The 14,421-nt window shown below is 70.1% G+C and carries 10 protein-coding genes; 8 read left to right on the top strand and 2 right to left on the bottom strand.

Translation table 11 applies throughout. The features are described 5' to 3' along the window. Positions 1–447: AIR synthase related protein (locus M0P34_RS06810; RefSeq protein ID WP_291497726.1), on the bottom strand; the 447-nt coding region annotated here is incomplete at its 3' end. Between the two features lie 252 nt (positions 448–699). Here M0P34_RS06810 and M0P34_RS06805 point away from each other — a divergent pair. From M0P34_RS06805 to M0P34_RS06790, 4 genes are all read left to right on the top strand, one after another. After that, positions 700–2,046 carry a tetratricopeptide repeat protein gene (locus M0P34_RS06805; RefSeq protein ID WP_291497725.1) on the top strand — a complete coding sequence of 449 codons (1,347 nt, stop codon included), beginning with the start codon at positions 700–702 and terminating at the stop codon, positions 2,044–2,046. Between the two features lie 80 nt (positions 2,047–2,126). Beyond that, the gene (gene glgB / locus M0P34_RS06800; RefSeq protein WP_291497723.1) at positions 2,127–4,055 is read left to right on the top strand and encodes a 1,4-alpha-glucan branching protein GlgB; all 1,929 of its coding nucleotides are present in this window, start codon (positions 2,127–2,129) and stop codon (positions 4,053–4,055) included. 3 nt (positions 4,056–4,058) lie between these two features. Continuing rightward, positions 4,059–5,582, top strand: coding sequence for a 4-alpha-glucanotransferase (malQ, locus tag M0P34_RS06795; RefSeq protein ID WP_291497721.1), 1,524 nt, complete (start codon positions 4,059–4,061; stop codon positions 5,580–5,582). A gap of 136 nt (positions 5,583–5,718) precedes the next feature. Then, positions 5,719–7,062, top strand: a complete 1,344-nt coding sequence (locus M0P34_RS06790) for a TolC family protein (RefSeq protein ID WP_291497719.1) — start codon at positions 5,719–5,721, stop codon at positions 7,060–7,062. 200 nt (positions 7,063–7,262) lie between these two features. Here M0P34_RS06790 and htpG read toward each other — a convergent pair whose 3' ends face one another. Beyond that, on the bottom strand, positions 7,263–9,164 hold the full coding sequence (htpG, locus tag M0P34_RS06785) for a molecular chaperone HtpG (protein ID WP_291497717.1): 1,902 nt from the start codon (positions 9,162–9,164) through the stop codon (positions 7,263–7,265). A gap of 140 nt (positions 9,165–9,304) precedes the next feature. Here htpG and M0P34_RS06780 point away from each other — a divergent pair, with 140 nt between their 5' ends. The 4 genes from M0P34_RS06780 to pstB form a co-directional block, all read left to right on the top strand. Then, entirely contained in the window at positions 9,305–10,909 is a 1,605-nt protein-coding gene (locus tag M0P34_RS06780; RefSeq protein ID WP_291497715.1) for an AAA family ATPase, read from the top strand. A 245-nt stretch (positions 10,910–11,154) separates the two neighbouring features. Next, entirely contained in the window at positions 11,155–11,838 is a 684-nt protein-coding gene (locus M0P34_RS06775) for a response regulator (protein WP_291497713.1), read from the top strand. Between the two features lie 22 nt (positions 11,839–11,860). Further along, entirely contained in the window at positions 11,861–13,696 is a 1,836-nt protein-coding gene (locus M0P34_RS06770; RefSeq protein WP_291497711.1) for an ATP-binding protein, read from the top strand. A gap of 51 nt (positions 13,697–13,747) precedes the next feature. Next, positions 13,748–14,421 (top strand): phosphate ABC transporter ATP-binding protein PstB (pstB, locus tag M0P34_RS06765; RefSeq protein ID WP_291497709.1); only part of this gene is annotated, 674 nt, incomplete at its 3' end.

The following is a 14,421-nucleotide window of genomic DNA, read 5'->3' as shown; positions in this document are numbered from 1 at the left end:
GCCCGAGGGCCCGGGGCGGCCCCAGATGGTGATGCACAGGCCGAGGATGGGCGCGCGGGAGAGGTCGCCGCCGGTGAGGGCGAGGCCGTGCTCGCGGGCCAGGGCGGCCATGCCGCCGAGGAGCTCGTCCCAGAATCCGGGGGCGGGCTGCGGCCCGGGAGGGATCATCAGCCCCAGGCTGAAGCCCAGGGGCTGCGCGCCCATGCCTGCGATATCGCTGATGTTGACGGCCAGTGCCTTCCAGCCGATGTCGGCGGGGCCGAAGTAGGAGCGGCGGAAGTGTATGTCCTCCAGGAACAGGTCGGTGGACAGGGCCAGGGTCGGCGGGCAGGCGAGCACGGCGCAGTCGTCGCCGCGCGGCAGGAGGACGTGGGCGTGGGCTTCGGGGAAGTGGCGGTCGACAAGGGCGAGGAAATCCTGTTCGGACGCGGGTCCGTGCTGGTCCATGTGCGGCCCCGGGGGGTTGCGGGTTGAGGCGGGCGTGGCGTGGGCCCAGCCTAACCGAAAACCGTGGCGAAAGGAACCGCGCGGGGGGGCGCCGCGGCGCGCAGGCGGCCGGGGAGCCTCGCGCAGGCGGTTTTTCCATTGTCGGCATCCTCCTCGTGGGGTAGCATCGGACAGATTTGGCCGGGGGCGGGCGCAGCGCCCGCCCGGGGGCCAGCAGACGATCAACGCGGACAGGCAAGGAGCGCGAGGGCAGTGGCAGAGCAGAACAGGGCGCGTTTTCGGCAGTACGAGAAGACCATCGTGGACTTTGCGGCCAAGGACAACGGCTGCTTTTTCGCCATCAGCCACGATCCGTTGTTTCTCAAGATGTACCGCCAGACCTTGAACAAGGAACTGGTCATCGGCACGGACCGCATCCGCAGCCTGGGGGAGGAGCACAAGTTCCTCTCCGAGATCAAGACGCCGTACTTCAAGGACAAGAAGATCCTGCTGCTTATCGAGCGGGTGCTGGACAACCGCAACACCCTGCCTTTCGTGCGCACGCTGAAGGCACTGCACGAGGACATGCACATCGTTGTGCTGACCTCGGAAGTGGAGCGCCAGGTGCTCATCCTGCTGCATGAGATCGGGGTGGGCAACTTCATCACCAAGCCGGTGTCCATGGATACGCTCATCGAGAAGCTGGCCTTCACCCTGCGGCCCCAGGGCAAGATCGGGCAGTTCATCGACACGGCCAAGGGTTACCTCGCCAAGGGCATGTACGACGAGGCCATCGCGCTGTCGGACAAGATACTGAAGCTCAAGCCCGGCAGCGCCGCGGCGCTCATGGTGCGCGGCGACGCGTACAAGGGCAAGGGCGAGGTGGCGCAGGCCGAGGGCGCCTACGCCGAGGCGCACAAGGGCGCCGCGCTGTACCTGGAGCCGCTCAAGAAGCTGGCCGAGCTGTACCGGGACGAGGGCGACCTGGAGCGGCAGCTCACCTATTTGCAGAAGCTCGACCGCCTCTCGCCGCTCAACGTGGAGCGCAAGATCAGCATGGGCGAGATCCACCTGGAGTTCGGCAACGCGGAGGCCGCCGAGGAGCTTTTCGAGCAGGCCGTGGCCAACGCCAAGCGCGAGGCCCAGGCCATGATCGAGGAGGTCAAGCGCAGCATCGCCGAGAAGTGCCTGGACAAGGCCCCGGCCACGGCCGAGCGGTTCTTCCGCTCCATCATCGACGCCAAGGGCGGGCAGCTGCGCAAGTCGGACATCGAGACCTTCAACCGCCTGGGCATCGCCCTGCGCCGCCAGGGCCGCTGGCAGGACGCCGTGTCCGAATACGGCCAGGCGCTGAAGATATCCCCCGAGGACGAGAACCTGCACTTCAACACCGCCGTGGCCTACACCGAGGGCGGCCGCCACGGCGAGGCCATGCGCGCGCTGGAGCAGGTGATCCGCCTGGCGCCGGAGTTCGGGGCGGACTCGCCGACCCTTTCGTTCAACATGGGCGTGATGTGCGCCAACGGCCGCAGGCCCCGGGAGGCCGCGCAGTTCCTGCGCCGGACCCTGGAGCTGGACCCGAACCACGAGGGCGCGCGCAAGCTGCTGGCCACGCTGTAGCCCCGGCGCGGCTGGACTTCGCGCCCGGGGCGGGGTAGTTTTGCACCCTGGCGCCGTCCGGCGCCGAGGAGGCCTCCACCGTGAGCGCGCACCGGGTGGTCCACGGGGTCAGCACCCTGACGGACCACGACATCTACCTGTTCCGCCAGGGGCGGCATTCCCGGCTCTACGAGAAGTTCGGCGCGCATCCACGCACGGTGGACGGGCGGGACGGCACGCATTTCGCGGTCTGGGCGCCCAGCGCGCGGGCCGTGGGCGTGGCGGGCGATTTCAACGCCTGGGGCGAGACCCTGCCCCTGGCCCCGCGCCTGGACGGCTCGGGCGTCTGGGAGGGCTTTCTGCCCGGCGTGGGCCGGGGCGCGCAGTACAAATACCGCATCGAGACGGCGGACGGCGGGGCCTGCCTGGAAAAGGGCGACCCCTTCGCCCTGCTCTGGGAGTCGCCCCCGGCCACGGCCTCGGTGGTCTGGGACCTGGACTACGGCTGGAGCGACGGCGAGTGGATGGCGGCCCGGGGCCGGGCCAACGCGCTGGACGCGCCCATGAGCGTCTACGAGGTCCACCTGGGCTCCTGGCGGCGCGACCACGGCGACGGCTGGCGCTCGCTGCACTACGACGAGCTGGCCGGGCAGCTGCCCGGCTACGTCAAGGCCCTGGGCTTCACCCACGTCGAGTTCCTGCCCGTGATGGAGCATCCCTTCTTCGGCTCCTGGGGCTACCAGACCACCGGCTATTTCGCGCCCTCCAGCCGCCACGGCTCGCCCCAGCAGTTCATGAACCTGGTCAACGCCCTGCACCGCGAGGGCATCGGCGTGATCCTGGACTGGGTGCCCTCGCATTTCCCCAGCGACGCCCACGGCCTGTGGCGCTTCGACGGCACGCACCTCTACGAGCACGCCGACCCGCGCCAGGGCTGGCACCCCGACTGGGATTCGTCCATATTCAACTATGGGCGGCACGAGGTGCGTTCGTTCCTGATCTCCAGCGCCCTGTTCTGGCTGGACCGCTACCACGCCGACGGCCTGCGCGTGGACGCCGTGGCCTCCATGCTCTACCTGGACTACTCGCGCGAGCCCGGGCAGTGGGTGCCCAACGAGTTCGGCGGGCGCGAGAACCTGGCGGCCATCGGCTTTCTGCGCGACCTGAACGAGGCCGTGTACCGCGAGTATCCCGACGTGCAGACCGTGGCCGAGGAGTCCACGGCCTGGCCGATGGTCTCGCGGCCGACCTGGGTGGGCGGGCTGGGCTTCGGGCTCAAGTGGAACATGGGCTGGATGCACGACACCCTGGCCTACTTCGGCCAGGACCCGGTTTTCCGCAAGTACCACCACGACAAGCTGACCTTCGGCATCTGGTACGCCTTCCAGGAGAATTTCACCCTGCCCCTGTCCCACGACGAGGTGGTCCACGGCAAGGGCTCGCTCTACGGGCGCATGCCCGGGGATCGCTGGGCCAAATGCGCCGGGCTGCGCCTCCTGCTGGCCTTCATGTACGCCCATCCCGGCAAGAAGCTCCTGTTCATGGGCGCGGAAATGGCCCAGGTGCCGGAATGGAACCACGACGGCGAGCTGGAATGGCATCTTCTGGGCGAGCCCGCCCACAAGGGCGTGTGGGACTTCGTGTGCGACCTGAACCGCGTGTACCGCGTCGAACGCGCCCTGCACGCCGTGGACTTCGAGCCCCAGGGCTTCGAGTGGATGGACTGCCGCGACGCCGAAAGCGGGGTGGTGGGCTTCGTGCGCCGCGCGGCGCACGGCGAGGAGGGCGCGCCGCAGGTGCTTTGCGTGTTCAACTGCACCCCTGTGCCGCGCCCGGGCTACCGCATGGGCGTGCCCGCCCCGGGCTTCTGGCGCGAGGTGCTCAATTCCGACGCCGGGACCTACGGCGGCTCGGGGCAGGGCAACCTGGGCGGGCTCGCCACCGAGGCCGTCCCGGCCCACGGCCGGGACCACAGCCTGGCCATCCACCTGCCCCCCCTGGCCGCGCTGTTCTTCCGGCACGAGGGCTGAGCCGTGGCCGCCGCGCCGCGTCCCCGCGCCTCGGGCGTGCTGCTGCACGTCACCAGCCTGCCCGCGGCCTACGGCGTGGGCGATATGGGCTCCGCCGCCCGGGAGTTCGTGGATTTCCTGCACGCCGCCGGGCAGCGCTGGTGGCAGATCCTGCCCCTGAACCCCACGGCCACGGTCATGGGCAACTCGCCCTACAGCAGCCCCTCGCTGTTCGCGGGCAACCCGCTGCTGATCAGCCCCGAGGCCCTGGCCGCCGAAGGCTGGCTGCGCCTGGCCGACCTGGGCGGGCTGCCCGGCCCGGCCCCGGCGGCCGGGGGGCGCGCGGATTTCGCGGCGGCCCAGGCCCATCGCGAGGCCCTGCTGGGCCTGGCCTTCGAGCGGGCCCGGCCCCGGCTGGCGGCCCACGAGGGCTTTGCGCGTTTCGTCGCCGCCCACGGTCCGGCCTGGCTGGACGACTACGCCTGCTTCACCGTGCTCAAGGCCCGGCAGGGCGGCGCGCCCTGGAACGCCTGGCCCGAGCCCCTGCGCCGCCGCGACCCCGCCGCCCTGGCCGCCCTGCGCCGCGACGCCGCCCCGGAGCTGGACGCCGTGCGCTTCTCCCAGTACCTGTTCTTCAGCCAATGGGCGGCCCTGCGCCGCCACTGCGCCGCGCGCGGGGTGGGCATCATCGGCGACCTGCCCTTCTATCCCTGCCTGGACAGCGCCGACGTCTGGGCCCACCCGGGCTGCTTCCGCCTGGACGCGGACCTGCAACCCACCGTGGTGGCGGGGGTTCCGCCGGACTACTTCAGCGCCGACGGCCAACTTTGGGGCAACCCGGTCTACGACTGGCAGGCCCAGGCCGCCGACGGCTATTCCTGGTGGCTGTCGCGCCTGGGGCACAACCTGGCCTGGGCCGACCTTGTGCGTCTGGATCATTTCCGGGCCCTGGCCGCCTATTGGGCGGTGCCGCCCGGCGCGGCCACGGCCCGCGAGGGGCGCTGGGAGCCCGGCCCCGGCGAGGGCTTCCTGCGCGCAGCCCGGGCCCGCTTCCCCGGGCTGCCCCTGCTGGCCGAGGACCTGGGGCTCATCACCGACGACGTGCTGGCCCTGCGCGACGCCTTCGGCCTGCCGGGCATGCGTGTGCTCCAGTTCGGCCTGGGGCCCGACGCGCCCGACAGCGCCAACGCCCTGCACAACCACAGCCGCGCCAGCGTGGTCTACACCGGCACCCACGACAACAACACCACCCGGGGCTGGTTCGACGACGAGCTGGGCCCGGGCGGGCGCGCGGCCCTGGCCGACTACCTGGGCCGCCTGCCGGAGGCGGACGAAGCGGCCTGGACCCTGATCCGGCTGGCCCTGCTGTCCCCGGCGCACCTGGCCGTGATCCCCGCGCAGGACCTGCTGGGCCTGGGCTCCGGGGCGCGGATGAACACGCCCTCGGTGCCCGCAGGAAACTGGGCCTGGCGTCTTGGTGCCCGCGACCTGACTCCGGCCCTGGCCCAAAAGCTGCGGCATCTTTGCCGACTTTACGGCCGGACATGAGGAAACCGGTTGCGGCGGCGGGCGGGTGTTGACACGTCGGCCCGGGCAATGCATTGTAGTCCGACACTTCAGCAGTGTGATCAAACACTTACGTTTGAAACGCGTGTATACGGAAACAAACAAGGAAGACAAACGGATGCATACCAGAAAGACCGCCCGCGCGGCCCTGGCCGCTGTGCTGTTCTGCGCCGCCCTGGCCCTGACGGCCTGGGCCCCCGGCGTCGCCTCGGCCCAGGACGTGCTGACCATGAAACAGGCCGTGGAGCGGGCCCTGTCCGACAACCCCTCCATGCGTGCCGCGCGCCACGATCTGCTGGGCGCCGAGCAGGGCCGCAAGTCCGCCCGGGGCAGCTTCCTGCCCTCGGCCACGGTGACCTACGGTTACACCGTCAAGGACCACACCAAGCCCACCCGCGACGTGGACACCACCGACGCCAAGTATTTCTCCACCTCCCTGAACCTGCACCAGGATCTGTTCACCGGCTTCGCCGTGCTCTCGACCTACCAGCGCGCCGAGCTGGCCCGCCAGAGCGCCGAGCTGGCCCTGACCCGGAACGAGCTGGTCGTCATCGGCACCGTGCAGCAGAATTTCCTGGCCCTGCTCAAGGCCCGCGAGGACGTGCGCAGCGCCGAGGACTCCGTGGCGCGGCTGGAGGAGCAGCTCAAGGTGACCACCGCCTTCTATGAGGTCGGGCTCAAGCCGCGCCTGGACGTGCTCCAGGCCGAGGTGGACCTGGCCACTGCCCAGGAGGCCCTGCTCCAGGCCAAGAACAGCGTGGACACCCAGGTCGCCCGGCTGAACACCCTGCTCGACCTGGACCTGCACGCCGACGTGGACTACCGGGGCGCCCTGGAATACGCGCCCTGCACCCTCAGCCTCGACGAGGCCGTGAACTCGGCCCTGGCCGCGCGCCCCGACCTGCAGATCGCCCGCAAGGGCGTGGAAATCGCCGCCAAGGACAAGAACATCGTGGACAGCGCCTTCTATCCCAAGCTCGGCGCCGATTTCGACTGGTCCTCCATGGGCACCGGCCCCGACGCGGCGGGCTCCGACCGCACGCGCACCGAATATAGCGCCTGGTCCGCCTCCGTGGGCGTGTCCTGGACCTTCTTCGAGTGGGGCAAGACCTACTACGCCAGCCAGCAGGCCGACCAGCAGATCAAGAGCCTCCTGGAAACCGAGATGAACACCCGCCAGGAGGCCCTGTACGAGGTCAAGGCCAACCACCTCGCCGTGGGCAAGGCCGCCGAGAGCATCAAGGTCAGCCGCAAGGCCCTGGAGGCCGCCCGCGAGAGCTACCGCATGGCCGTGGCGCGCTACCAGGCCCAGGTGGGCACCAACACCGACGTGCTCGACGCCCAGGAGCGCCTGACCAAGGCCGAGGCCGGGCTGACCTCCGCCCTGGCGGACTACCAGATCGCCCTGTCCAAGCTCTACGTCTCCATCGGGCGCAAGAACGAGGCCCTGGTCATCAACTAGGCTGTCGGAGCGGGGCGCGCCGCGCCCCCGTCGTCCCCGCCCCCGCGTCCCCGCGGGGGCGGGGACGGGCCGGGCGGCCCCCGCCCGGAGCACGAACGCCGCCGGGCCGGACTCCCCCCTTGGGGAATCCGGCCCGGCGGCGTTTTGCCCGGCCGGGTCCGCCGCCCGCCCCGCGGCCCGGGGCGGGCGGCGGGCGGCGGCTACAGGCGCTTGATCTCGGCGTACCAGCCGCTGGCCTGTTCCAGGAGCCTGTTCACGCGGGCCACCAGGGCGTGGGGGTCGGCGAGATAGCCGTCCAGCAGCAGGGCGGACTCGTAGAGCTGCTCCACGCTGGCGCGGAAGAAGGCGTCGTCGCCGTCGTGGCTGTGGATGCGCAGCAGGTTGCGTACCAGGGGATGGTCGCGGTTGAGCTCCATGACCTTGACGGGCGGGGTCGTGTCCTTGGTCATGATGCGCATGTATTTTTCCATCTGGGAGGACATGGCGCCGTCGGGGCTGACCAGGCAGGCCGGGCTGTCCTTGAGGCGGCGCGAGGCGCGCACGTCCTGGACGCGCTCGCCCAGGGCCTGCTTCGCGGCGCGCAGCATGGCCTCGAAGGCCTCGGGGTCGGCGGGCTCGGCCTCGGGGCCGTCCCCGGCGGCGGCGTCCTGGGCGGGGAAGCGTTCGAGGTCCGCGGGGTCGGCCTTTTCGGCCGGGGTCAGGGTCATGCCGTCGAAGGTGCCCAGGGAGTCGAGGATGAACTCGTCGGCGGGCTCGAAGCAGTAGAGCACCTCGATGCCGCGCTGGGCGAAGATCTCCAGGTGCGGGTTGAGGCGCACGGCCTCGCGGCTGGGGCCGGAGATGTAGTAGATGGCGGTCTGGCCGTCCTTGGCGCGGGCCTTGTAGTCGGCCAGGGAGGTCAGGCCCGCGGCGTCGTCGTGGGTGGAGGAGTTGAAGCGCAGCAGGGCGGCGTACTGGTCGCGGTTGGCGTAGTCGGAGTAGCCGAGCTTGAGAACCTTGCCGTGATGGCGCCAGAAGGTGGCGTAGCGCTCCTGGTCCTCGGCGAGGCGGGCGAGCATGGCCAGGGCCTGCTTGGTCAGGGTCTGGCGGATTTTGCCCACCAGCAGGTTCTCCTGGAGGGTTTCGCGCGAGATGTTCAGGGGCAGGTCCTCGGTGTCCACCAGGCCGCGCAGGAAGCCGAGGTACTGGGGGATGAGCTCCTTGTGGCGGCGGTCGATGAGCACGCGGCGGACGTAGAGGTCCAGGCCGTAGTTGTCGGGGTCCTCGAAGAAGGAGCCCGAGGGCGCGTCGGGAATGAAGAGCAGCCCGGTGAACTGCACGGGGGCGTCCACGGCGACGTGCAGGTGCTCCAGGGGCGGCTTGGAGTCGTAGGTCAGGAAGGTGTAAAACTCGTCGTAGCGCTCTTTCCCGATCTGGAACTTGGGCTCGCGCCACAGGGCGGGGGTGGTGTTCACGCGCTCGCCGGCCAGCAGGATGGGGAAACCGATGAAATTGGAGTGGGCGCGGATGATCCGGCGCAGGGTCTCGGGGTCGGCGAAGTCGGCGGCGTCCTGCTTGAGCTGGATCTCGATGCTCGTGCCGCGCGGGGCGTCGGCGTCCAGGTCCTCTATGGTGTAGCTGCCGGTGCCGGAGCTGATCCAGCGTACGGGGCTGGCGCCGGGGTCGGCGCCGCGGGTGGTGATGCGCACCTCGTCGGCGACCATGAACACGGAGTAGAAGCCCACGCCGAAGCGGCCGATGATGGAATCCGCGCTGCCCGCGCCCTGCTCGGCGGCGCGGCGCATGAACTCGGCGGACCCGGAGTGGGCGATGGTGCCGATGTTGTCCACCAGCTCCTCGCGGGTCATGCCGATGCCGGTGTCGGCGATGGTCAGGGTCCGGGCGTCCTTGTCGGGGGTGATGCGGATCTCCAGGGGCGCGTCGGGATCGGCCAGGGCGGCGCCGCTGGACTGCATGAAGCGCAGCTTGTCCAGGGCGTCGGAGGCGTTGGACACCAGTTCGCGCAGGAAGATTTCGCGGTTGGTGTAGATGGAGTGGGTGATGATCTCCAGCAGTTGCGAGATTTCCGCCTTGAACTGGCGGGTGCTCTTTTTCGCGGCCATTGCATGGTCCTCCCTGTTGAGATAGTGCCGGAAAAATAGGTCGTTGGCGCGGGCAGTCAAGGGGCGTGCGGGCCGCTGCGCCGCGCGGGCGCCCCTTGCCCTCGGCCTGGGGCTCGGATAGTGTGCGGGCCGGGTGAACCATGCTGGAATTTCTGCGCATACATAACCTCGCGCTCATCGAGGACCTGGAGCTGGAATTCGCCGCCGGGCTGAATGTGCTCACGGGCGAGACGGGCGCGGGCAAGAGCTTCGTCATGCGGGCGCTGGGCTTCCTGCTGGGCGACCGGCTGGAGGCGGACATGGTCCGCCCCGGCAGGGATCGCGCGGTGGTCGAGGCCCTGTTCCACGAGGAGGGGCCCGATGGCGGGGAGCTGGTCATCCGCCGCGAGCTGGTGGCGGCCACGGGCCGCAGCCGGCTGTTCGTCAACGATTCCCTGAGCTCGCAGGAGGCCGTGCGCGATCTGCGCTCGCGGCTGGTGTGGCACACCAGCCAGCACGGGCAGCAGCGCCTGCTGTCCCCGGCGTACCAGGGGCGGATGCTCGACGCGTTCCTGCCCGACCGGGGGCTGCTGGAGCGGCGCGACGCGCTGCTGGCGGAGTTGCGCGAGGTCGCGGCGCGGCGCGGGGAGCTGGACGCGCGGGTGCGTTCGCTCCAGGAGCGGCGCGAGTTCCTGGAATACCAGGGCCGGGAGATCGAAAAGGTCGACCCGCAGCCCGGGGAGGAGGCCGAACTCCTGGAGCGCAAGCGGGCCTTCAGGGACGAGGAGCATGTGCGCCGGTGTATCGACGGGGCGCTGGACGCCCTGCACGGCGAGGGCGGGCTGCTGGAGCGGGCCGGGGCGCTGGCGCGCGAGGTGCTGGCCCTGGCGGCGGTGGACCCGGGCTACGCCGAGGAGGCCGAGACCCTGGAGGATTTCCGCCAGCGGCTTCTGGAGCTGGACGGGCGGCTGCGGCGCGAGGAGCGCGAGGCGGGCGGCGGCTTCGACGCCGAGGCCGTCGAGGCGCGCCTGTTCGAGCTGTCGCGGCTGCGGCGCAAGCTGGGGCGCAGCCTGGAGGAGATCATCGACTTCCGGGCCGAGATCGCGGAGAACCTGTCGTTCCTGGATTCCTGCGCCCTGGATATGAAGGGCCTGGACCGGCGCGAGACCGAGCTGGCCCGGGCCCTGGGCGAGGTGCTCGCGGCCCTGGGCGCGGCGCGGCGCGAGGCCGGGCGCGAGCTGGCCGGGGCCCTGGCGGCGGAGCTGCGCGGGCTGGGCTTCGCCCAGGAGGTGGGCGTGGCCTTCGAATTCGCCCCCGTGGAGGTCCACCCCGGGCTCGCCGAGGACCGGGCGCGCATGATGTGGACGCCCAACCCCGGGCAGGCGCCCCAGCCCCTGGACCGCATCGCCTCGGGCGGCGAGCTGTCGCGCTTCCTGCTGGCCCTGGTGGGGCTGCTCACCCGCGAGGCCATGCCCACGCTGCTTTTCGACGAGGTGGACGCGGGCATCGGCGGGCTGACGCTGACCAGCGTGGGGCGGCGCGTGGCGGCCCTGGCCGCGCGCCAGCAGGTCATTCTGATCACCCACTGGCCGCAGCTGGCGGCCCTGGCCGGGCGGCATTTCATGGTCCGCAAGGAAGTGGCGGACGGCGCCACGTCGGTGCGCTGCGTACCCCTGGCGGGGCAGGAGGTGTTCGACGAACTGGCGCGCATGGCGGGCGGCGGCGCCCAGGGCCAGGCCCTGGCCCGCGAGCTGCTGGCGGGCTGAGCCCCGCCCTCGGCGGGGCCCGGGGCCCCTTCTTCGCCGCCCGGCCGCGTCCCGCGTCCGGGCTTTTTTTCATGGCCGGGTTTTCTTTACGATTGGATGAACTTTCTTTTTCCAAAAAGTCCGGTATATTGGCGGCACAAGTGAGAAATGTCACGCATTTGTCACAGCCCGACAATACGTTCGTCACCGCAGGGGGGTTTAACGGCCCAGGCCACGGAACGGGCGACAGCCTAGGAGTGCCTGACATGACCAAGGAAACGGTTCTGATCGTCGAGGACGAGGAGGACATCCTGAACCTCCTGCAATTCAACTTCGAGTCCGCCGGGTTCGACGTGCATACCTCGGGCGACGGGCGCGACGGGCTGGCGCTGGCCCGGCGCCTGCGGCCCGACATCGTGCTGCTGGACCTGATGCTGCCGGGCATGGACGGGTTCGACGTGTGCAAGGCCCTCAAGCGCGACGCCGAGACGGCCCAGATCCCGGTGGTCATGCTCACGGCGCGCGGCGAGGAGGTGGATCGCATCGTCGGCCTGGAGCTTGGCGCCGACGACTATGTGGTCAAGCCGTTCAGCTTCCGCGAGCTGCTGCTGCGCGTGCGCGCGGTGCTGCGCCGCAGCACGGGCCAGCCCGCCGAGCGGGCGACCATGGAGCGCGACGGCCTGTCCATCGATCTGGAGGCCCACAAGGTCTTCATCCAGGGCCAGGAGGTCGGCCTGACGGCCACGGAGTTCAAGCTGCTGTCCGAGCTGCTGCGCACAAGCCCGCGCGTGCGCACCCGCGACCAGCTCCTGACCTCGGTCTGGGGCTACGAGTTCGAGGGCTACGCCCGCACGGTGGACACCCATGTGCGCCGCCTGCGCCAGAAGCTCGGCGACCACGCCGCGCTCATCGAGACCGTGCGCGGCGTGGGCTACCGCTTCAAGGAATAGGGAACGGGAACCGGGGCCGCCCATGCACAGAACCACGCCATTTCGGACCCGCCTGCTGCTGTCCTTCGCCGTCGTCATCATGCTGGCGCTGCTTTTGCCCGCGTATTACGCGCGCCAGCTCTTCCGCGGCGAGATCCTGGACGACGCCCAGGCCGGGGCCATCCGCGAGCTGCGCCTGGCTGCGCTGCTCATGCAGCAGCACGGCGGGTTCTCCGGCGAGCAGGACCTGCACGACTGGCTGACGAACCTGGGCCTGCGCCTGGAGGCCCGGGTGACGTACATCACCGAGGGCGGGCGCGTGGTGGCCGACTCGCACATGGCCTACTCCCAGGTGCCGGACCTGGACAACCACGCCATGCGCCCCGAGGTGCTGGACGCCGAGCGCGGCGACTACGGCCTGAGCCAGCGCTTCAGCGCCACCCTGGACAAGGACATGCTCTACGCGGCCAAGCGGGTGCGGGGCGTGCTGGGTGTGCCCGACGGCGTCCTGCGCCTGGCGGTGCCCTATGCGGGCATCCGGTCGCGCCTTGAGCGCCTGCAACAGAATTTCCTGGTGGTCTTCGGGCTGGCACTGGGCATGGCCTTCGTGCTCTCGGTGATCCTCGCGCGGACCATGGGCCGCTCCATCAAGGAGATGATCGACGTGGCCGAGGCCATCGGCCAGGGCGACTACAACAAGCGGATGCGCTTTTTCCCGGGCGGCGAGTTCGAGCCCCTGGCCCGGGCCGTGAACACCATGGCCGGGAACATCAATTCCCAGATTTCGACCATCACCGAGCAGGCCCTGGAGCTGGAGGCCATCCTCGACGGCATGCGCGAGGGCCTGATGGTTCTGTCCGGAAGCGGGCGTATCCTCAAGGTGAACCGGGCCCTGGTGCGCATCTTCCCCGACGCCACGCTGTTCGTGGGCCGCAGGCCGCTGGAGATCGTGCTTTCCCCCGAGTTGCAGGCCGCCTGCGACCGCGCCGTGGCCGGGGATGTGGACGTTCCCGGGCCGCAGACCATCCAGATCGAGCCCGAAAAGGACCGCATCTACGACGTGACCATCGTGCCCCTGAACCCCGGGGAACGCGGGCTGGGGGCGATCATCGTCTTCCACGACATCTCCGAGCTCAAGCGCCTGGAGCGCGTGCGCCGCGATTTTGTGGCCAACGTGTCCCACGAGCTGCGCACGCCCCTGACGACCATCAAGGGCTACTCCGAAACCCTTTTGACCAACCCCAAGGCCGACGGCCAGACGGCCCAGAAATTTCTGGAGATAATCCTCAAGAACGCCGACCACATGGCCAAGATGGTCGAGGATCTCCTGCACCTGTCGCGCCTGGAGAGCGGGCGGCAGCGGTTCAGCCCCGAGCGCGTGAGCGCCGCCGACGCCCTGGCCGAGGCCCTGCGCACCTGCGAGCCCCTGGCCCAGGCCAAGGGCATCCGCCTGGCCAGCGCCCTGCCCGAGGGCGGGGCCCATGTGCGCGCGGACTACGACCGGCTGGTGCAGGTGTTCCGCAACCTGGTGGAGAACGCCATCAAGTACGGCCCCGAGAACTCCGAGGTGGCCGTGGACTGGGCTCCGGGGCCCCCGCAGGGGCCGGGGTCGGGCGAGGTGGTCTTCGGGGTCAGCGATTTCGGCCCCGGCATCCCCAAGGAGGAGGCCGCGCGCATCTTCGAGCGCTTCTACCGGGTGGAGAAACACCGCGGCAAGCACTGCGGGGGCTCCAGCGGCCTGGGGCTGGCCATCTGCAAGCATATCGTCGAGCGGCTGGGCGGACGCATCTGGGTGGAGCCCCGCCAGGACGCCGACACCGGCTCGGTTTTCCGTTTCACCATGCCCGTCGACGCCTCCGGCGGCAACGACCCCGCATAGCGCATCCAACACCGGGGCCCCGGCTCCGCATCAAGGCAGGAAAGAACGAACATGGCAGAAAACGTGAAGATGATCGCGGAGAAGCTCGACTTCTTCTACGGCGACTTCAAGGCCCTCAAGGGCATCGACCTGGCCTTCGGCGAGAACCGCGTCACGGCGCTCATCGGCCCCTCGGGCTGCGGCAAGAGCACGTTCCTGCGCTGCCTGAACCGCATGAACGACCTCATAGCCGGAACGCGGGTGGAGGGCCTCGTGGCCCTGGACGGCAAGGACATCTACGACCCCAAGCTCGACGTGGTGGACCTGCGCCGCCAGGTGGGCATGGTCTTCCAGAAGCCGAACCCCTTTCCCAAGACCATTTTCGAGAACGTGGCCTACGGGCTGCGGGTCAACGGCTGGAGGGGCAAGGGCGAGATAGCCGAGCGCGTGGAACAGAGCCTGCACCAGGCCGCCCTGTGGGAGGAGGTCAAGGACCGGCTGCACGAATCGGCCCTGGGCCTGTCCGGCGGGCAGCAGCAGCGCCTGTGCATCGCCCGGGCTCTGGCCGTGCGGCCCGAGGTGCTGCTCATGGACGAGCCCGCCAGCGCCCTGGACCCCATCGCCACCCAGAAGATCGAGGAGCTGATCCACGAACTCAAGAACGCCCTGACCATCATCATCGTGACCCACAACATGCAGCAGGCGGCGCGCGTTTCCGACGTGACGGCGTTCTTCTACATAGGCAG

It is taken from the genome of Desulfocurvus sp., assembly GCF_023230885.1.
Classification (GTDB): Bacteria; Desulfobacterota; Desulfovibrionia; order Desulfovibrionales; family Desulfovibrionaceae; genus Desulfocurvus.
Note: the sequence above shows the minus strand (reverse complement) of the source record. Positions and strands in the feature narration are given on the sequence as shown.

Bases quoted from the DNA above. Each gene is read 5' to 3' on its own strand.
- M0P34_RS06790 (WP_291497719.1), top strand. From the start codon at position 5,719: ATGCATACCAGAAAGACCGCCCGCGCGGCCCTGGCCGCTGTGCTGTTC.
- htpG (WP_291497717.1), bottom strand. From the start codon at position 9,164: ATGGCCGCGAAAAAGAGCACCCGCCAGTTCAAGGCGGAAATCTCGCAA.
- M0P34_RS06780 (WP_291497715.1), top strand. From the start codon at position 9,305: ATGCTGGAATTTCTGCGCATACATAACCTCGCGCTCATCGAGGACCTG.
- M0P34_RS06775 (WP_291497713.1), top strand. From the start codon at position 11,155: ATGACCAAGGAAACGGTTCTGATCGTCGAGGACGAGGAGGACATCCTG.
- M0P34_RS06770 (WP_291497711.1), top strand. From the start codon at position 11,861: ATGCACAGAACCACGCCATTTCGGACCCGCCTGCTGCTGTCCTTCGCC.